The 18,799-nt window shown below is 39.4% G+C and carries 18 protein-coding genes; 12 read left to right on the top strand and 6 right to left on the bottom strand.

Annotation, left to right across the window (positions count from 1 at the left end; translation table 11 throughout):
- Nucleotides 1–388: 388 nt before the first annotated feature.
- From cysD to PAT01_RS15830, 9 genes are all read left to right on the top strand, one after another.
- On the top strand, nt 389–1,297 hold the full coding sequence (gene cysD, locus PAT01_RS15870; RefSeq protein ID WP_029773230.1) for a sulfate adenylyltransferase subunit CysD: 909 nt from the start codon (nt 389–391) through the stop codon (nt 1,295–1,297).
- Between the two features lie 67 nt (nt 1,298–1,364).
- Nucleotides 1,365–2,771: a sulfate adenylyltransferase subunit CysN gene (gene cysN, locus PAT01_RS15865; protein WP_138579921.1), complete on the top strand. Its 1,407-nt coding sequence runs from the start codon at nt 1,365–1,367 to the stop codon at nt 2,769–2,771.
- A gap of 72 nt (nt 2,772–2,843) precedes the next feature.
- A complete protein-coding gene (locus tag PAT01_RS15860; RefSeq protein WP_138579920.1) occupies nt 2,844–4,580 on the top strand; it encodes an SLC13 family permease in 1,737 nt (578 codons plus the stop codon).
- Between the two features lie 1,048 nt (nt 4,581–5,628).
- Nucleotides 5,629–6,240: an adenylyl-sulfate kinase gene (gene cysC / locus PAT01_RS15855; RefSeq protein WP_096739067.1), complete on the top strand. Its 612-nt coding sequence runs from the start codon at nt 5,629–5,631 to the stop codon at nt 6,238–6,240.
- A gap of 150 nt (nt 6,241–6,390) precedes the next feature.
- Nucleotides 6,391–7,347, top strand: coding sequence for a DHHA1 domain-containing protein (locus PAT01_RS15850; protein WP_096739068.1), 957 nt, complete (start codon nt 6,391–6,393; stop codon nt 7,345–7,347).
- A gap of 59 nt (nt 7,348–7,406) precedes the next feature.
- Nucleotides 7,407–8,573, top strand: a complete 1,167-nt coding sequence (locus tag PAT01_RS15845; RefSeq protein WP_096739069.1) for a nucleotide sugar dehydrogenase — start codon at nt 7,407–7,409, stop codon at nt 8,571–8,573.
- Between the two features lie 83 nt (nt 8,574–8,656).
- Complete coding sequence (locus PAT01_RS15840; protein WP_138579203.1) at nt 8,657–9,661, top strand: NAD-dependent epimerase; 1,005 nt, start codon at nt 8,657–8,659, stop codon at nt 9,659–9,661.
- A gap of 115 nt (nt 9,662–9,776) precedes the next feature.
- On the top strand, nt 9,777–10,658 hold the full coding sequence (gene galU, locus PAT01_RS15835; protein ID WP_138579205.1) for a UTP--glucose-1-phosphate uridylyltransferase GalU: 882 nt from the start codon (nt 9,777–9,779) through the stop codon (nt 10,656–10,658).
- Between the two features lie 248 nt (nt 10,659–10,906).
- On the top strand, nt 10,907–11,680 hold the full coding sequence (locus PAT01_RS15830) for a YggN family protein (protein ID WP_138579207.1): 774 nt from the start codon (nt 10,907–10,909) through the stop codon (nt 11,678–11,680).
- Nucleotides 11,681–11,703: 23 nt separating this feature from the next.
- Here the strand turns inward: PAT01_RS15830 and PAT01_RS15825 are convergent, their stop codons facing one another.
- From PAT01_RS15825 to rsuA, 3 genes are all read right to left on the bottom strand, one after another.
- Nucleotides 11,704–12,051 (bottom strand): hypothetical protein, encoded by a 348-nt coding sequence (locus tag PAT01_RS15825; protein WP_096739073.1) that lies wholly within the window; start codon nt 12,049–12,051, stop codon nt 11,704–11,706.
- A gap of 15 nt (nt 12,052–12,066) precedes the next feature.
- The gene (locus PAT01_RS15820) at nt 12,067–12,564 is read right to left on the bottom strand and encodes a hypothetical protein (RefSeq protein ID WP_096739074.1); all 498 of its coding nucleotides are present in this window, start codon (nt 12,562–12,564) and stop codon (nt 12,067–12,069) included.
- 87 nt (nt 12,565–12,651) lie between these two features.
- Nucleotides 12,652–13,362, bottom strand: a complete 711-nt coding sequence (gene rsuA, locus PAT01_RS15815) for a 16S rRNA pseudouridine(516) synthase RsuA (RefSeq protein WP_138579209.1) — start codon at nt 13,360–13,362, stop codon at nt 12,652–12,654.
- Between the two features lie 59 nt (nt 13,363–13,421).
- Between rsuA and zapE the strand changes: the two genes are divergently transcribed.
- A complete protein-coding gene (gene zapE / locus PAT01_RS15810; RefSeq protein ID WP_154945792.1) occupies nt 13,422–14,531 on the top strand; it encodes a cell division protein ZapE in 1,110 nt (369 codons plus the stop codon).
- 388 nt (nt 14,532–14,919) lie between these two features.
- Here the strand turns inward: zapE and galE are convergent, their stop codons facing one another.
- Entirely contained in the window at nt 14,920–15,936 is a 1,017-nt protein-coding gene (gene galE, locus PAT01_RS15805) for a UDP-glucose 4-epimerase GalE (protein ID WP_064386952.1), read from the bottom strand.
- A gap of 188 nt (nt 15,937–16,124) precedes the next feature.
- Between galE and PAT01_RS15800 the strand changes: the two genes are divergently transcribed.
- Complete coding sequence (locus tag PAT01_RS15800; protein ID WP_096041145.1) at nt 16,125–16,616, top strand: DUF3016 domain-containing protein; 492 nt, start codon at nt 16,125–16,127, stop codon at nt 16,614–16,616.
- Nucleotides 16,617–17,205: 589 nt separating this feature from the next.
- Here PAT01_RS15800 and PAT01_RS15795 read toward each other — a convergent pair.
- Nucleotides 17,206–17,496 (bottom strand): hypothetical protein, encoded by a 291-nt coding sequence (locus PAT01_RS15795; protein ID WP_004587953.1) that lies wholly within the window; start codon nt 17,494–17,496, stop codon nt 17,206–17,208.
- A gap of 82 nt (nt 17,497–17,578) precedes the next feature.
- On the opposite strand from PAT01_RS15795, the gene PAT01_RS15790 reads away from it, so the two are divergent.
- A complete protein-coding gene (locus tag PAT01_RS15790) occupies nt 17,579–17,788 on the top strand; it encodes a hypothetical protein (RefSeq protein WP_024031488.1) in 210 nt (69 codons plus the stop codon).
- On the opposite strand, the gene epmB is transcribed toward PAT01_RS15790, so the two are convergent.
- Complete coding sequence (gene epmB / locus PAT01_RS15785; protein ID WP_029773264.1) at nt 17,785–18,798, bottom strand: EF-P beta-lysylation protein EpmB; 1,014 nt, start codon at nt 18,796–18,798, stop codon at nt 17,785–17,787. The two genes, PAT01_RS15790 and epmB, sit on opposite strands and share 4 nt — an antisense overlap.
- Between the last annotated feature and the right edge of the window lies 1 nt (nt 18,799).

Raw genomic sequence — 18,799 nt, 5'->3', positions numbered from 1 at the left:
CGGAGAAGAGAAGGAGAAGATCTTTCTCAGTGTAGCGCGCAGCGCCTCTGTATCCTCGGTGGTAAAAATTTTTAGCCTAAATACACAAAGTGATGAAGAGGTTATCCCCACAGGGAAGATAAATAGAGACAATTATTACTTGTAGAGGGGTAACTTGCTGGTGTTTATAACATTTTGAAGCCATGAGCAGCTGGCCTTTTAACGTGAGCAAGTTCTTCGTCTACGCCAAAATTGGCGATTGCTTAATAGACCGCTAGGCGACTTTGAATAAATACACACATTGCATGCCCTAGTAATTAAACATAGACTACCGGTGCATAAAATTTTTAAGTCGGTCATTAAAATTGACGCGAATGGATTTTGATAAATTAGGATATGAAAAAACATCATGAATGAAGAAAAGCTAACTCATCTAAAGGCGCTCGAAGCCGAGTCGATTCATATTATGCGGGAGGTTGCAGCTGAGTTTGATAATCCAGTAATGCTTTACTCTGTAGGTAAAGATTCGTCGGTTTTATTACACTTAGCACGTAAAGCATTTTACCCGGGTAAAATTCCTTTTCCGCTTATGCATGTTGATACTAACTGGAAATTTAAAGAAATGATCCAGTTTAGAGATCAAATGGCCGAAAAGTATGACTTTGATCTAATTGTTCATAAAAACCCAGAAGGTATAGCAATGGGCATGAGCCCATTTGTACACGGTAGTGCTAAGCATACAGATGTTATGAAAACTCAAGGCCTTAAGCAGGCGCTTGATATGAATAATTTTGACGCTGCATTTGGTGGTGCTCGCCGCGATGAAGAAAAGTCGCGTGCTAAAGAACGTGTTTATTCTTTCCGTGATAAAAATCATCGCTGGGATCCTAAAAACCAACGCCCAGAACTGTGGAACGTTTATAACAGTAAAGTAGATAAAGGTGAGAGCATTCGTGTGTTCCCGCTTAGTAACTGGACCGAGCTAGACATTTGGCAGTACATTTACCTTGAAGGTATTGAAATTCCATCATTATACTTTGCGAAAGAGCGCCCTGTAGTTGAGCGCGATGGCACGCTTATTATGGTTGATGATGAGCGTATGGAGCTTGAAGAAGGCGAACAAGTACAAAATAAAATGGTTCGTTTTAGAACGCTTGGTTGCTACCCGCTAACGGGTGCTGTTGAGTCTGTAGCACAAACCCTTCCTGAGATAATCCAAGAGATGCTGCTTTGTACTACTTCTGAGCGTCAAGGGCGAGTAATTGATAACGACTCTGCAGGTTCTATGGAGAAGAAAAAAATGGAAGGTTACTTCTAATCAAAAGCTGTAAAAAAAGCTATTAGAAAGTAACTAATTTATTATCGAACCAAATTCAGAGAAAATTATGTCACAAGAAACAAACTTACTTGCTACAGATATTGAAGCTTACTTAAAAGTACACGAAAACAAAGACATGCTACGTATTTTAACATGTGGTAGCGTGGATGATGGTAAATCTACATTAATTGGCCGCTTGCTTTATGATAGCAAAATGATTTTTGAAGATCAGATGGCTGCTATTGAAAAGGATTCAAAACGTTTTAATACCACTGATAACGATTTCGACTTATCTCTTTTAGTAGATGGCCTGCAATCTGAGCGCGAGCAAGGCATTACGATTGATGTTGCGTACCGTTATTTTGCAACAGACCAACGTAAATTTATTATTGCAGACACGCCTGGGCATGAGCAGTACACGCGTAATATGGCAACGGGTGCTTCTACGTGTGATTTAGCTATTATTTTGATTGATGCGCGCCACGGTGTGCAGGTGCAAACACGTCGCCATAGCTATATTTGCTCTTTATTAGGTATTAAAAACGTAGTTGTCGCTATTAATAAAATGGATGCGGTAGGTTACGAGCAGTCGGTTTATCAAAATATCAAAAAAGATTACCGCGAGTTTGCGCAGGATCTTTCGTTTGATGATGTACGCTTTGTGCCAATTTCGGCGCTACGTGGCGATAATGTAGTAAACGAAAGCGAAGCTATGAGCTGGTATCCTGGTTCAACGTTAATGAAGCTACTGAATACTGTACAAGTAAACCATGCGAAAAACGATGAGTTTAGGCTACAGGTGCAATATGTTAATCGCCCAAATCTAGACTTTAGGGGCTTTAGCGGTACGATTGCTGCGGGTGACATTAGAGTGGGCGACACAATTGCTTCACTACCTTCAGGTAAAGAGAGTAAGGTTAAATCAATAGTTACTTTTGATGGCGACCTAGAAAAAGCATCAGCAGGTATGGCTATTACATTAACACTTGAAGATGAAATAGATGTAAGCCGTGGTGATATGCTAGTACGTCCGCACCAAAAGCCACATTCAGCTGATAGCTTTGAAGCAGACGTAGTATGGATGACTGAAGAAGCTCTTCATGTAGACCGTGAATACGAAATTAAAGTTGGAAGTAAATCGGTTTATGGTTACGCTGAGGTTGTTAACTATAAGGTTGATGTGAACACGCTAGAGCAGCAAGAAGCATCACAATTAAATCTAAACGAAATTGGTAACTGCCAATTTGCATTAACAGCGCCCGTCCAATTTGATGCATATGATGTAAATAAACACACTGGTGCGTTTATTGTGATTGACCGTTTAACTAACGTAACGGTTGGTGCGGGTATGATACGTAAGCCATTAAACGGTAAAGGCAACAAGCCTAAAAGCGAGCACTCTGCGTTTGAAGTTGAGTTTAATGCGTTAGTTCGTAAGCACTTTCCTCATTGGGATGCAAAAGTAATCCGTTAGATTACTCGAGATATAGCGGGCTCTTTGAGAGCCCGCATTTTAATTTTTTAACTAAGGATGGCTACTTTAACCATGCCATTAGATGCATATCTAACGCTTTGTATTTTTGCTTTTACAATTTTAGGTTTAATTGTTTTACAAACGCGCCCTGTTGCTGTTTTTGGTGCAACACTTATTGCTTTAATCACTTGCGATTTAGTGACTAAAGATCAGTTTTTAACAAGTATTGCAAACCCTGGCCTTGTAACATTAATTTTGCTTGTTTTATGCTCCTTAGCACTTGAGAAAACTCGCTTGCTAAGAGTTATTGCCTCAAAAACTATTGTTGATAGCTACTTTTCGACTTGGTTTAGGTTGTTTGGTATTACCACTTTTTTTTCTTCTATATTAAATAATACTGCGGTTGTGGCTACGTTACTTTCGCCTATTAGGAATAACCCCCACCATTTTGCCAGTAAACTACTATTACCTTTATCGTATGCCTCTATTTTAGGTGGAACGCTTACGCTAATAGGTACTTCTACTAATTTAATCGTTAACTCAATGTATATTGAGGCGTCGGGTAAGTCGTTATCGTTTTTTTCATTTACTGCTGTGGGTGCTATTTTGGTACTTTGCTGTGGTTTAGCTATGTTTTTATGCACCCGAATGTTACCAAGTATTGAGCAAAATAATGCTACTTCAGAGGGGTATTTTATTGATGCTAAAGTTTCTACAGGTTCTGAGTTAGTTGGGCGCTCTGTTGAGGTTAATGGGCTTAGGCATTTGGAATCATTATTTTTAGTTGAAATAGTGCGATCAGGCAGGCTTATTAGCCCTGTTTCACCGACGGAAGTAATTCAGCCTTCGGACAGACTTATTTTTTGCGGTGACATAACTAAATTATTGCAGCTAGGGCAGTTTTCAGGTTTAGAAATTTTTGCAGAAAAAAATGGTGCTTTAAATAGCAACCTTACTGAGGTAGTTGTTCGGTCTGAAAGTATAATTGTAGGACGCACGCTTAAAACTACGGGATTTAGGGCATTGTTTGATGCTGCTGTAGTGGCAATAAGACGAGATGGTGAACAGGTTTCGGGTAAGTTAGGTGATGTAATAATTCGCTCTGGTGACTTTTTAGTGTTAGCCGTGGGTGATGATTATAAATCTCGAACAAATATAAATAAAAACTTTTTAACCTTATCTGGTGTAGAGCCTGAAAGTAGAATTAATGGCTGGCGAGCTTGGCTTTCCATTGGGGGCTTTGTAACCACAATAGCATTAGCGGCTGCTGGAGTGCTAGATTTATTAGAGGGGCTAGTATTATTGCTCGGGGGCCTTTTATTTACTCGTAGTTTAACTACTAATGAGTTAGTAAGACGATTCCCGATTGATATATGGCTAGTGGTTTCATCTGCACTTTTACTGTCGAGTGCGCTGGTTAACTCTGGCGTGGTTGAATCGTTAGGTGGATTTATAGGTCAATTCGATGACCCTAGGTATGTGTACACTGCATTTGTATTAGTTTATGTCGTAACTTGGTTAATGACCGAGTTTGTAACTAATAACGCTGCTGCGGCGTTGATGTTTCCTATAGGCTATACCGTGGCCTTAGGGTTTGGTGTAGATGTGTTGCCTTTTGTAATGGCGGTAGCGTTTGCTGCAAGCGGAAGTTTTATTAGCCCGTATGGTTATCAAACTAACTTGATGGTATTTAATGCAGGTAATTACAGGTTAAACGACTTTGTAAAAATAGGCTTACCTATTAGCATAGTGTATGCGCTGGTTGTGCTGGTGTTTGTGCCTGTGTTTTTTCCTTTTAGTGTAAATTAGGGGCATTTTACGCGAGTAACTTACTGGCATTATTAATTACGGTTGCTTTTTAGTGTAGCGCCTCGGTGGTCACATTGTTTTGGGCTAAACGCATAAAGTGATTAAGAGATTATTATCACCACAGAGAACACAGAGAACACAGAGAACACAGAGAAGGAGAAGTAACTATTCCTTGTAGACGCACAGCTTGCTGGCGTTATGAATATTTTCTCTGTGTATCGCGAAGCGCCTCGGTGTCCTCGGTGGTAGATTTGTTTCTAAATAAACAACGAAGGTGATTTTATCACCACAGAGAACACAGAGAACACAGAGAAGAGAAGGAGAAGTAATAGTTACTTGTAGACGCGCAGCTTGCTGGCGTTATTAATATCTTCTCAGTGTAGCGCGCAGCGCCTCTGTGCTCTCGGTGGTGAAATTGTTTAGGGTTAAGCCCATTCAAGTGATTAAGAGATTGTTATCACCACAGAGAACACAGAGAAGAGAAGGAGAAGTAATAGTAACTTGTAGACGTACAGCTTGCTGGCGTTATTAATGCCTTCTCAGTGTAGCGCGCAGCACCTCTGTGCTCTCGGTGGTCAAATTGTTTTGGAAAGTGATTAAGAGATTATTATCACCACAGAGAACATAGAGAAGAGTAAGATAAGTAATAGTTACTTGTAGACCACAGCTTGCTGGCGTTATTAATATCTTCTCAGTGTAGCGCGCAGCGCCTCGGTGTCCTCGGTGGTAGATTTGTTTTTAAATAAACGATAAAAAGTGATTTTATCACCACAGAGAACATAGAGAACATAGAGAACATAGAGAACATAGAGAAGAGTAAGAGAAGTAATAGTTACTTGTATACGTACAGCTTACTGGCGTTATTAATGCCTTCTCAGTGTAGCGCGCAGCGCCTCTGTGCTCTCGGTGGTCAAATCGTTTTGAGTTAAGTTAAATGAGTGCTGCAAAGGTTAAAATATATGCATGGCTTTTCAATAGTCTTTTTACTTCTACACGCAAACACTTTTTAGTAGTAATATATTAGATAGTTTAGAACAAGGGTATTCCAATGAGCCAAGATGAAAATATAGTATGGCACGCTCAAACAGTGTCAAGAAAACAGAAGCAACAGCACAAAGGTCATAAGCCTGTATTGCTTTGGTATACTGGCTTAAGTGGTTCAGGAAAATCTACAGTGGCAAATGCTGTTGAAGCAAAGCTATTTTCATTAGGCTGCCATACTTATTTGCTTGATGGCGATAATGTACGCATGGGCTTAAATAAGGGGCTTACATTTAGTGATGAAGACCGTGTTGAGAATATTCGCCGCATAAGTGAAGTTGCTAAATTATTTGTAGATGCGGGCCTTATTGTATCTACCGCGTTTATTTCGCCATTTAAAGCTGACCGCGCTCAAGCTCGAAGTATAGTAAATGAAGGTGAATTTGTAGAAGTGTTTATTGATACACCGCTAGCTGTTTGCGAAAGCCGCGATCCAAAGGGCTTATATAAGAAAGCGCGCGCAGGTGAAATACCAAATTTTACAGGGATTAGTTCAGCATTTGATGTGCCCGAAAACCCCGATATACATGTTAAAACAGCTGACCAAACCATTGAACAATGTGCAGAGCAAATTGTAGATTATTTGATAAAAAATAAAATTGTAGATACTAGCAGCTAACAGCTGTTGAGTATTAAGTTTATCAATTGGTTTGGCTTTACTTGCGAAAGCAATTATTTGTTGTTTTGCCGATAGTATAAAGATGCTTTTCCTAAGAACTGCCTTTAATTATATTGGTATACTTTTTCTATTTTGGTACTTGAGAGTATTATGAAATATGACATTTTTAACGGTGATGCCGATGGTATTATCGCTTTACTTCAGCTTCAATTAGCTAACCCTACCGATACAATTAAGGTAACAGGGGTAAAACGCGATATTCAACTAATGCAAAAAATCACACCAAAAGAGGGTGATTGCATTCGAGTGTTGGATATTTCAATGGAAAAAAATATGCCTGCGCTTCACGATGCTTTAAGTGCTGGAGCTCGTGTTATGTACGTAGATCACCATAAAGCTGGCGATATACCTAATCATGCTAATTTATATGCGCATATCGATCTTGATGCGAATATGTGTACCAGCTTAATCGTTAGTGATTTACTAGATAAGCAGTTTCACTTATGGGCTATTACAGCCGCTTACGGTGATAATTTATTTGCTAAAGCAGATAGCGAGGCTGACAAGTTAAATTTAAACGATTTACAAAAGTCACAGTTAAAAGCGTTTGGTACTTACATAAATTATAACGGCTACGGAAGTGAAGTGGCTGATTTACACTTCGCCCCAGAAAGTTTGTTTGAGCTTCTTTTACAGTATAAATCGCCGTTTGATGCAATAAACGATAAAAGCTCGGTTTATTATACTCTTGAGCGAGCTTATAAAGCCGATATGGAAAAAGCAGCTAATGCACAAGTCCTTCATGATTGTGATACTGCCAAAGTAATTTTATTAGAAGATGCGGCTTGGGCTCGCCGGGTAAGTGGCGTTTTAGGTAACGATCTTGCTAATCAGTCTCCGAATAAGGCTCATGCAGTATTTACGTTTAATAGCAAAGGCAGCTATTTAGTAAGTGTGAGAGCGCCGCTTAACAACAAACAAGGTGCTGTAGATATATGTAGTAAGTTTGCTACAGGTGGGGGCCGAGCTGCTGCCGCGGGCATTAATGAACTACCTAAATCACAAGTCGCTAGTTTTATTGAGCAGCTTGTAAGCTATTATGAGTAGAACTTTCACTACTTATTAAAAAATGCTTAATTTTAAACTTTTAATTTTAAAGGATTAATATGAAAATTGCAGTGGTAGGTACAGGTTATGTAGGCCTTTCAAACGCTATGCTCTTATCGCAATATAATGAAGTGGTTGCACTTGATATTGACGAAAAAAAAATAGCACTTTTAAACGATAAGCAGTCACCAATTGTTGATAAAGAAATTAGCGATTTTTTAACACGTGATGACTTAAACTTTACAGCCACTACCGACAAAGTAGCCGCTTATAAAAACGCTGATTACGTAATTATAGCTACACCCACTGATTACGATGTTGAAAACAACTACTTTAATACTAGTTCTGTTGAAGCGGTAATTAAAGATACTATGGCGCATAACCCTAATGCAGTTATGGTGATTAAGTCGACTATTCCGGTAGGCTTTACTGCTGATATAAAGCAGCGGCTGAATGTTGAAAATTTAATATTTTCCCCTGAATTTTTACGTGAAGGAAAGGCGCTTTACGATAATTTGCACCCATCACGTATTGTTGTGGGCGAGCAAAGCGAGCGCGCAACTATTTTTGCTAACTTACTTAAGCAAGGTGCAATTAAGCAAGATGTTGAAGTGCTATTTACCGACTCAACAGAAGCCGAAGCTATTAAGTTATTTTCTAACACCTACCTTGCAATGCGAGTTGCTTATTTTAATGAGCTTGATAGTTATGCAGAAGCGCATGGGCTAAATAGTAAGCAGATTATCGAAGGTGTAGGGTTAGATCCACGTATTGGAAAGCATTACAATAATCCGTCGTTTGGCTATGGCGGCTACTGTTTACCAAAAGACACTAAACAATTGCGTGCTAATTACCAAAGTGTACCAAATAATATAATTGGCGCTATTGTAGACGCTAATACAACACGTAAAGACTTTATTGCTGACTCAATTATTAAGCGTAGCCCCAAAATCGTGGGCGTGTACCGTTTAGTAATGAAAACAGGCTCAGATAACTTTAGAGCCTCTGCTATTCAAGGCATTATGAAACGTATTAAAGCAAAAGGTATTGAGGTTGTCGTATTTGAGCCTGTTCTTGAAGAGAGCGAGTTTTATCATTCGCGCGTAATAAAAGACTTAAACGAATTTAAGCAGATATCTGATGTGGTGGTTTCTAACCGTATGGTTGAGGAGCTTAGCGACATTGTAGATAAAGTGTATACACGTGATTTATTTGGTAGTGATTGATTAGATAATAGCTGTTAGAGATTACTTTTAAAAGCCGCTGAAATGTATGTTGATGCGGCTTTTTTGCTTAAATTAGGAATTTTATGAAGTATTTAGTTACAGGGGCTGCGGGCTTTATTGGTGCTGCAACGTGTCAAAAATTATTAGCTGCGGGCCATATTGTAGTAGGTATTGATAATTTAAACGAGTATTACGATGTAAATTTAAAATTAGCACGTTTGGTGCAGTTTGAAAGCCACGATAACTTTACGTTTATTAAGCTCGATATAAGTGAGCGCTCAGTAATGAGCGAGTTATTTGTAGTACAACAGTTTGATAAAGTAATACATTTAGCTGCGCAAGCGAGCGTACGCTACTCAATAGAGAACCCAGATACATACGCCGACTCTAATTTAGTGGGGTACCTAAATGTACTCGAAGGGTGTAGGCATAACAATGTTAAGCACCTTGTTTATGCATCATCTAGCTCTGTTTATGGCCTAAATGAAAAAACGCCATTTGAAACTACCGATAGTGTTGATCACCCTGTATCGTTTTATGCGGCGACTAAAAAAGCTAATGAACTAATGGCTCACAGCTATTCTCATTTATATAGCTTACCAACTACTGGGCTGCGCTTTTTTACAGTTTATGGCCCGTGGGGTCGCCCTGATATGGCGCCGTATATTTTTACTAAAAAGATACTTGATGGGGATACTATTGATATAAATAACAATGGTGATATGTGGCGTGACTTTACTTACATTGACGATATTGTAGAAGCTGTTGTACGAGCTGCTGATGTTATACCTCAAGCAAACCCAGACTGGAGAGTAGAGAGCGGTTCGCCAGCTACTAGCTCTGCTCCTTATGCTATTTATAATATTGGCCATGGGAGTCCAATAAACCTAATGAAGTTTATTGAAGCAATTGAGGCCGAGCTTGGTATTGAGGCAAATAAAAACTTTCGCGAAATGCAAGCGGGTGACGTTTATAAAACATATGCCGACATGCAAGATTTGTTTAAAGTAACTGGCTACAAAGCCCAAGTAAATGTTAAGCAAGGCGTTAGAGAGCTAATAAAGTGGTATAAAGGTTTTTATAAATAAGTTTTAAAAGTTAAAAGCCGAAAGTTAAAAACTGATAGCTTCACACTCATTCAGCCCCCATCTACATATAACCTGTTAACTTAAAAATAATTAATTTACAAACAAAGGACTACCCATGAAAGCTGTAATTCCTGTTGCCGGCCTTGGCACACGTATGTTACCTATGACTAAAGCAATTCCTAAAGAAATGCTACCAATTGTAGATAAACCATTGATTCAATACATAGTGAGTGAGTGTGTATCTGCAGGTATTAAAGATATTGTACTTGTAACACACAGCTCTAAAAACGCCATAGAAAACCACTTTGATACCAGCTACGAGCTTGAAGCAACCTTAGAAAAGCGCGTTAAGCGTGCGTTACTTGAAGAAGTACGCTCTATTTGTCCTACTGATGTAACGGTAATGAGTGTACGCCAAGGCGAAGCTAAAGGCCTAGGGCACGCTATTTTATGTGCAAAGCCAATTGTAGGTAATGACGACTTTATAGTATTACTCCCTGATGTAATACTTGATGCTTACACGGCCGATCAAAAAACTGAAAACCTAGCCGCGATGATCAAACGCTTTAACGAGACTAAAGCAAGTCAAATTATGCTAGAGCCAGTAGCACAAGATGATGTAAGTAAATACGGTATTGCTGATATTAACGGCGTACAGCTAACACCAGGTAACAGTGCGGCAATTAAAACAATGGTTGAAAAACCAGATGCCGATAAGGCACCTTCAAACCTTGCTGTAGTAGGGCGTTACGTATTGAGTAAAAGCATTTGGCCGCTACTTGCTAAAACGCCTGTGGGCGCTGGTGGTGAAATACAGTTAACAGACTCTATTGATGCGCTAATGACTCAAGAAACCGTTGAAGCATTTCATATGAGTGGTCGTTCTCACGACTGTGGCGATAAGCTAGGTTACTTAAAAGCGATTGTTGAATACGGCATGCGTGATAGTAAGCTTGGTGATGACTTTACTCGATACTTAAATAAACTTGCTAAATAGAACAACATCTTAACACTTTTTAGTTTTACATATGTGGATGGCTTTGTGCTAATGATTATAGCTATTGCGTATTGAATTGGGCATAGCAAGAATAGGTATTTAATTGCCGGTGATGTGAATGCTTCACCGGCTTTTTATTAAAAATATTTAACCTATTAATCCCATTATATGCTTCGCTAAATTTTCTTGCATAAAGTTGGTTTTTTGTTAACCTACTTGCCTTCCTTTTTTAGCTTGTTGAGGTGTATATGGCGTTGTTATCTCGTTCGATATTGGCGTTGTGTTTAGCACTTTCAAGCTCTGCAGTTCTAGCTCAGTCACAGTGTGATGTTGAGCTTAGTCATGGCTTAATAATTACCGACGACGTTATACGTATTCTTGATAAAGGCCAAACACGCGTACAAATTAATAATAACAATCAGCTTTTTATTCGAGGTTACTGGGTTGATTTAAGCACTGAAGAAAGCAAAGTGCTTGAGCAGTTTAGCCATGGTATTCGCCATACGGTGCCGGAGCTTGTTAATTTGGCTACCGATGGTGTTAACTTAGGTTTAAGCGCCATTGAACATGTAGTCGAGGGGATGTCTGACAAAGAGCCAGAGGTGCTAAAAACCCAGCTCCAGTACGTAGAACGTGCGCTTATGGACAAATTTAAGCGTGGTGATGACTTCTTTTTTATCGCGCCACAGTCGCTCTCGCAAATAGATGATTTTTTCACTAAAGAAATTAGCCAGCAAATACACTCTGCCGTACATGGCTCGTTAGGGGCTATTTTAATGTCGCTTGGTGATGCGTTTAAATCACGCGAAGGTAATATTGAAGACCGCATTAATGACATGGGCCAACGTATGGATATTATCTCTAAAGAAATAGATAAATCACTGCAAAAAAAGGCTCAGCAACTTGAGCTTAAAGCCTCTGAATACTGTGAATGTTTAAACGCACTCGATGTGACCGAATCACGCTTGCAAGCGATTGTCCCAGGCATGGCTGACTTTGATTTAGTGCAGATAAAATCGTAAGCAAGCGGATTTGTAAAAGGTTATCAATGAGAGTTAATTGCCTTTATCAATTCAATAGTTTCTATTTCTTGCCTGCTTGAGCGAGCTACCTGATTAAGGTATGACTCAATTGTTTTTTTATACTTTCCATTTAGCTTTTCTGAACAGTAAGTTAGCCTTAATAGAGAAAATGTATCCGAAGGATCCATAGCTAAAAGTTTTTCTGCTGTGATGCATGCATCATCATAACTTTTATTTATAATTGCTTGATTATACTCTTGAAGCTTAGAGTTGTATTCAGCTTCTATAGGGCTTAGTACAGCGCTAGTCGTAAAGCTTATTGATAAAGTAATTATCAAGATTACTAAATTATAATAATTTAATTTATTCATTGAGGTTCCTTCAATTTATGGAATTATTATAAAGCCTTCACCATTCGGTATTATGCTTAAAAACTTTTTCCACTGTGATGGGTCTATTGTGGGACAGCCAGCAGAGCCCTTCCAAGTATCACTATAACCCCAATGAACATGTATATAATTCGCAAAACTACCTTGGTTTGGAAAGTTAGGGTTTATATCTGTTGTAGGGACATTAGCATTTCCATTAACGACCAAAGCAGGTTTGCCCTTGTGAGAGCCCTGTTTAATTCTGTAAGTTCCGGCCTTTACAAATGGATAGGCATCAGTCCCTTTAATGCTAGAATCTTTAGGTTTAAAAGGGTTTGGCGTACTACTTCCATTGAACGAGCCTAACTTGCTACCATCAGCAGAAAAAACAATAACCTTTTGGTCATACACTTTATGTGATGCTGTTCCTTTCGCACTAAATCTAATCCCCCACTTATTATTTCCTTTATTTGGAAAGGGGTAGTGAGATTGTATAGTTGAAGTATTATTCTTCATATTCATTCCTTTGAGTAATTTATTCTAAATAAGATTGAGCTTATTTAGAGGTATTATAATAGTAATCCTTACAAGCATTATTATTAATTATGTTTTTGAATGCAACATAATCTCCTCAGCCGTTAACTCCTTATACTCTCCACTTGCTAAGTTTTCGTCCAGTATAATATTACCTATTTGCTCGCGGTGTAGCTCTACCACTTTGTTACCTACCGCGGCTAACATGCGTTTAACTTGGTGGTATTTACCTTCGCTGATTGATAAACGTAAGCTGTAGGTGGCAAGTGCTTCTGCTTTAGCTGGACGGGTGAGATCTTTTTCGTTGTGAAGTTGTACGCCGCTGCGTAGTTGCTCTAATGCTTCTTCGGTTATAGGCTCTTGTGTTTCTACTAAGTAGGTTTTTAATTTGTTGTGCTTTGGCGAGGTAATACGGTGCGACCAATCGCCATCGTTAGTAATAAGTACTAAGCCGGTGGTGTCTATATCAAGGCGACCTGCTACATGAAAGTCGGCCATATTTGGCTCATCGAGCAAATCAAATACGGTGGGGTGTAGTTCATCTACATTGGCACACACGTAGCCTACAGGTTTGTGTAGCATGAAGTAGCGTTTGCCTAAAAATACCATAGGCTCACCAGCAAATGTTACTTCATCTTGCTGGGTTACTTGAAAATCGAACGCGCTAACAACTTCCCCATTTACTTGCACTTCTTGGCGTTTAATACCCGCGCGAGCTTTTGAGCGTGGTAGCTCGGCTAGGTGGCTAATAAATTTATCTAAGCGGCAAGGGAATTTCATTTTGGTTCACATTTTTAGTCGGCTACAATGGCGGCGATTATAGCCGATAGTGAAACCCCATGTCAGTAAACTACCCACAAATTTTAAGGCTTTACCAAGCAAAAATAGATGCGGGTGAACTGTGTGTTGATAGCGCTCAGCAAAATGCAGTAAATGCGTTAAATAACCTAAGTATACAGTTACACACAAAAATACCTTGGTGGAAAAAAGCGCCGTTAATTAAAGGGGTTTATTTGCATGGGCCGGTGGGGCGGGGTAAATCCATGCTAATGGATTTATTTTATAAAAATTTACCCACTGAGCGTAAGCAGCGGCTGCATTTTCATCACTTTATGGCGCAAATACACACGCAACTTGCCCAGCTACAAGGTCATAAAAACCCTCTCACGTTAATTGCTAAACAATGGGCGAAAGATATAAAAGTGCTGTGTTTTGATGAGTTTTTTGTTAGCGACATTGGCGATGCAATGATTATGGCAAGGTTATTTAACGCCTTGTTTGATAGTGGGGTAGTGCTGGTGGCAACTTCTAACGCAAAACCTGAGCAGCTTTATCGCAATGGCCTACAGCGCGCGCGGTTTTTACCCACAATCGATTTAATTAAAAATTTTTGCCATGTAATTAGTGTTGAAGGGCAGGATGATCATCGCTTTAGGTATGGTAAAAATAGCCGCCATTATTTTATTAATTTACCTATAAGCGAGTTTAAAAAGCAGTTTTTATCTCAGTATCCACAAGCAAAGGAAAACCAAATTTTACAGGTACACTCCCGCAGCTTACCGTGTTTATTAACCGCAGATAATGCATTAATGATCGATTTTATAGCGCTTTGTTCAGGAGCGCGTAGCGCTTACGATTATATGTTTTTAGCCAAGCAGTTTGATATTTTATATATAGAAAATGTACCAAAAATGGGTGTAGGCGCAACAGGTAAAGTAATAGTGCATGGTATTGAAGACAGTTATCAACGCGAAAAACAAACCCTCAATGAGCATTATTTAGATGACGAAGCGCGGCGCTTTATTGCATTGGTGGACGAGTTTTACGATTGCCACAAGTTATTAGTTATTAACGCCCACGCGCACGTTGAGTCTTTGTATGAGGGGCAAAAGCTGAGCTTTGAATATGCGCGAACGCAGTCGCGTATTGTCGAAATGCAAAATTGGTAACAACTTTTCAATATTACATTGTTAGCGCGCGACTTGCTGGCGTTTTAAAAGCGATTACGTCACCACTGAGAACCCAGAGAAGTGAAGGAGAAGAGCTTTTCTCAGTGCCCTCGGTGGTAAATTTTTTAACAAACACCTAAAGTGGTTTTATCACCACAGAAAACATGCAGTAGTGAAGAAGTAATAATTAGTTGTAGATGCGCAGCTTACTGGCGTTTAAAAGCAGCGCTTTTACGTTGTGTTAAACCCCTTTGATAAAGCTATGAGAAGCTTCGCTTCTACGTGAGCAAGCTCTACGTCTCCATTAAAAAATTAGCGCGGTAGTAAATTTATTTATAGGTGATTTGCCTGCTTGTGAAACAGGCAAAATTTATAAAGTATTTTTTAATTAACTTTTATAACCATTAGGGTTATTTGACTGCCAACGCCATGTGTCTTCCATCATGGCATCTATTCCACGCACCGCTTCCCAGCCTAGCTCATTAAGTGCTTTTTCTGGCGCGGCGTAACATGCAGCAATATCGCCAGGGCGACGAGGCGATACTTGATAAGGAACGTCTTGGCCGCTGGCTTTTATAAAGGCGTTAACCATTTGCAGTACAGAGTAACCATTGCCTGTGCCAAGGTTATATACAAGTGCGCCGGTATTGTTGGCAATTTTATCAAGCGCTTTTAAATGCCCCATCGCTAAATCTACAACGTGAATATAGTCGCGTACACCAGTGCCATCAACGGTGTCGTAGTCATCACCAAATACAGCAAGCTGCTTTAATTTACCTACTGCAACTTGGGCAATAAATGGTAATAAGTTATTAGGAATACCATTTGGATCTTCGCCAATTAAGCCTGACTCATGTGCGCCCACTGGGTTAAAGTAACGCAAAATAGCAAATGCAAAACGCTCATCTGATTTAGCAATATCTTGCAGCATCATCTCAACCATCAGTTTTGATGTGCCGTACGGATTAGTTGTGCCACCTACCGGGAAGTCTTCTTTAATCGGTAAGCTTGCAGGGTCGCCGTAAACTGTGGCTGATGAGCTAAATACTAATTTAAATACGCCTGCATCGCGCATGGCATCTACAAGTGTAAGCGTACCTTGTACGTTTGTTTGATAGTACTCAACAGGTTTAGCTACCGACTCACCAACCGACTTTAAGCCAGCAAAATGAATCACACTCTCTATAGTGTGCCTTGTAAAAATGGCATCTAAAAAAACTTTATCAAGAATGTCGCCTTGGTAAAACGTGGCTTCTTTGCCTGTGATTTGCTTTACGCGTGCAAGCGACTCTTTTGATGCGTTACTTAAATTATCAACAACAACAACTTCGCTGCCTTGCTGTAAAAGTTCTAAAACGGTGTGTGAGCCTATGTAGCCTGCGCCGCCTGTTACTAAAATTGCCATGAATGCTCCGTGGATACCTTTTTTCAATTATCTTAATTTCATCATATATTCTTACTATTTACATGCTTTATTTTAAAAGCGTATTAAAATAGGTTAATTAAGTAATGGTTAATAAACTAGTGTTAAACTTGTATGGTCTATTACTGGGCTAAGTCTAAATAATTAGTACTGCCCCTTTGGAGAATGCTATGAATTCAGTTAAAACAATCGCTATGGCAATGTGTATTACATTACCTGCATTTGCACACGCTGGAGAATCTGTAGTTAAGTGGCAAGATTTTAAAGACTACCGCGATGTGCGCGCTTCTAGCCAGGGTAAAGCGTCGTACCACAAACAAATTGCTACTCAGTTCGAAAAACATTTTTCTAAACTTGCCGAGCAATTGCCAAAAGACTACAAGCTAAATTTAGAAATAACCGATATCGATTTAGCAGGGGACGTACGCTATGGCGGTATGGATGAAATACGCGTAGTAAAACCTATTTATTTTCCGCGCATTAAGCTCAATTACTCGCTAAGCGATAATAAAGGGAGTGTAGTGAGTGAAGAGGACGATGTAGAGCTTAAAGACATGGGCTTTATGGATAAAATTAAAATGGGTCGCGACGAGCCGTTTTTTTATGAAAAACGCTTAATAACCGAATGGTTTGGCGAGCAAATTTTAGCAAATTTAGATTAGGTAGTATTGCGTGAGTAGGCTTCACTGCTTAGATTGAAATCACAGAGGTGTTAAGTACCACCTGGTAGATGCGCAGCTTGCTGGCGTTTAAAAGCAGTGGTTATTATTATATTTTAAAACCATGAGAAGCTTCGCTTCTAACGTGAGCAAGCTCTACGTCTACAACCCAAACAAGCTCCGAGGTTAAATTTATTGTAGGCGCATTGCTTGCTGGTGCATTTGGAATTTATGCTGCGTATATTTATTAATGCAAAATATCCGACGCGAGGTAAACTCGCTGCTACTAGCTTTGCACTCCACTTTTTCAAAAAATTAAAGAATTAATCCACAAAAAGATTAAGAGACGCTGCGCTTTAGAGGGAAAGAAAAGCTTAAAATAAGTATTTGTCTTGTTTTCTCATTTATTCCTCTTTCACTTCTCTTTGTGCAAAGTATTAAGTTATTTATTCACTGAAAGGTTAAGAAGCGGGTCGCTTTAGAGGCGGAACATTATGTTTATATTTTGCGTGAGCAAGCTTCACGCCTACTAATAAAAAGCACCGTGTTAATTGCAAACGCGGTGCTTAATATTTATTCTTGCTTACCGCTATTACTTAAACGTAGCGAGCAGGGTAAGTAACTGTTGTAGCTTAATAACCGTTGTTTTAAGCTTTTCTTCATCAAAACCATCTGTGCTTAAGCTTTCTACATCGGCTGCTACATCAAGTACGTATGGCTTAAAGCGTTTAGCTTCAAAACTAAATCCGGCATCAGCTGGGAACAAGGCTTTAAATTTACCGTGGCCTTGTTGCTGTAGCTCATCTAGTTTTTTGTCGGCATCAAGTGCTTGGCGATAAACAATTTTTAAGTTAGCGTTGAGTTGTTCAATTATAGAATCCATGGTTTTCCTAAAGCTTTGTACTGCATTGCCGATATAGTACTTGGATTACATTTAAATGTCAGGTTGATTAAGGCTTATAACGATGAATATATCAGGTGGAAATCTACCCGCTATGTCTAGCTCTGGCCAAGGTGGTGAAGTATATACCGCTGCTTTGTCTAAAAAGCAGCAATTAGCAGATGGCGCAGCAGCACTTGCACTAATTGAAGGTGCTGCCCAGCCAACAAGTGCGCAATCACCGGCTCAGTCGGTTACTGCAACACTGGGTAATAATGTAAATATATACGTTTAAACTAACTTAAGGTCGATAGGTGTTTTGCTTTTTTGTCCGCCTATTTCTCTTACTAATTTAGGCACTAAAAATCCAGGCAGGGCTTTTAATAGTTCTGCCATTATTTTTATTGCCTGTGGCTCTTCTATATCAAAGTGGCTTGCGCCTTCAACCTTATCTAGCAAATATAAATAGTATGGCAGTACGTCGGCATCAAATAACGCCTCACTTAAATTTATTTGTGCCTCAACGGTATCGTTCACCTCTTTTAAAATAACTGCTTGGTTTAATAACGTTACGCCTGCTTGCTTTAGCTTTTGCATGGCGGCTTTAAACTCATCGTCTATTTCGTTGGCGTGATTTATATGGTTAATAAATATAATTTTTAGCGGTGATTGCTTTAGCCTCGCGCACAGCTCATCGGTAATACGCGCAGGTATAACAACAGGCAAACGGCTGTGTATTCGCATGCGTTTAATTTGAGGTAACTGTTCAAGCTCATCTAAAAACCAGCTAATGGCATCGTCTTTGGCCATAAGTGGGTCGCCACCACTTAAAATCACTTCGTTTATGTTGGCATCTGATTTTATATAGCTCAGCGCATCAAGCAGGCTTTTTTTATTAAGCTGGTTTTCTTGATACGGGAAGTGGCGTCTAAAGCAGTAACGGCAATTTACTGCACAGCCAGTTTTAAACATAATTAAAACACGGGATTTATATTTATGTAAAAGCCCTGGCTGTTCGTTGTCTTGCTCTAGTAAAGGGTCTTTATTAAAACCTGTTTTGGTTAAAAACTCTTGATGGCGTGGCATAACTTGTAGCAATAAGGGGTCGTTTGCATCGCCCTTGCGTATTTTTTTTATAAAAGGGACTGGCACGCGTACCGGAAATAAACTGCGGGCTTTTAGGTCGTTTTCATGGGCTTGGCTCGATAAACCGACCATTTCAAGCAAGGTTTTTGGGCAGGTAACTACATTTGCTAATTCTTTTTGCCAGTTTTTATGCAAATTTGCTTCATTTCTTTGTATCATT

Source organism: Pseudoalteromonas atlantica, assembly GCA_007988745.1.
In the GTDB taxonomy this organism is placed as follows: domain Bacteria; phylum Pseudomonadota; class Gammaproteobacteria; order Enterobacterales; family Alteromonadaceae; genus Pseudoalteromonas; species Pseudoalteromonas atlantica.
The sequence above is the reverse complement of the archived record's forward strand: the minus strand, read 5'-3'. Positions and strand labels throughout refer to the sequence as shown.

Excerpts from the sequence above, each read along its gene's own strand:
- PAT01_RS15845 (WP_096739069.1), top strand. The coding sequence starts at position 7,407 with ATGAAAATTGCAGTGGTAGGTACAGGTTATGTAGGCCTTTCAAACGCT.
- cysD (WP_029773230.1), top strand. The coding sequence starts at position 389 with ATGAATGAAGAAAAGCTAACTCATCTAAAGGCGCTCGAAGCCGAGTCG.
- PAT01_RS15830 (WP_138579207.1), top strand. The coding sequence starts at position 10,907 with ATGGCGTTGTTATCTCGTTCGATATTGGCGTTGTGTTTAGCACTTTCA.
- galU (WP_138579205.1), top strand. The coding sequence starts at position 9,777 with ATGAAAGCTGTAATTCCTGTTGCCGGCCTTGGCACACGTATGTTACCT.
- PAT01_RS15800 (WP_096041145.1), top strand. The coding sequence starts at position 16,125 with ATGAATTCAGTTAAAACAATCGCTATGGCAATGTGTATTACATTACCT.
- zapE (WP_154945792.1), top strand. The coding sequence starts at position 13,422 with ATGTCAGTAAACTACCCACAAATTTTAAGGCTTTACCAAGCAAAAATA.
- PAT01_RS15825 (WP_096739073.1), bottom strand. The coding sequence starts at position 12,051 with ATGAATAAATTAAATTATTATAATTTAGTAATCTTGATAATTACTTTA.
- PAT01_RS15840 (WP_138579203.1), top strand. The coding sequence starts at position 8,657 with ATGAAGTATTTAGTTACAGGGGCTGCGGGCTTTATTGGTGCTGCAACG.
- PAT01_RS15860 (WP_138579920.1), top strand. The coding sequence starts at position 2,844 with ATGCCATTAGATGCATATCTAACGCTTTGTATTTTTGCTTTTACAATT.
- PAT01_RS15820 (WP_096739074.1), bottom strand. The coding sequence starts at position 12,564 with ATGAAGAATAATACTTCAACTATACAATCTCACTACCCCTTTCCAAAT.
- PAT01_RS15795 (WP_004587953.1), bottom strand. The coding sequence starts at position 17,496 with ATGGATTCTATAATTGAACAACTCAACGCTAACTTAAAAATTGTTTAT.
- PAT01_RS15790 (WP_024031488.1), top strand. The coding sequence starts at position 17,579 with ATGAATATATCAGGTGGAAATCTACCCGCTATGTCTAGCTCTGGCCAA.
- galE (WP_064386952.1), bottom strand. The coding sequence starts at position 15,936 with ATGGCAATTTTAGTAACAGGCGGCGCAGGCTACATAGGCTCACACACC.
- rsuA (WP_138579209.1), bottom strand. The coding sequence starts at position 13,362 with ATGAAATTCCCTTGCCGCTTAGATAAATTTATTAGCCACCTAGCCGAG.
- PAT01_RS15850 (WP_096739068.1), top strand. The coding sequence starts at position 6,391 with ATGAAATATGACATTTTTAACGGTGATGCCGATGGTATTATCGCTTTA.
- cysC (WP_096739067.1), top strand. The coding sequence starts at position 5,629 with ATGAGCCAAGATGAAAATATAGTATGGCACGCTCAAACAGTGTCAAGA.
- cysN (WP_138579921.1), top strand. The coding sequence starts at position 1,365 with ATGTCACAAGAAACAAACTTACTTGCTACAGATATTGAAGCTTACTTA.
- epmB (WP_029773264.1), bottom strand. The coding sequence starts at position 18,798 with ATGATACAAAGAAATGAAGCAAATTTGCATAAAAACTGGCAAAAAGAA.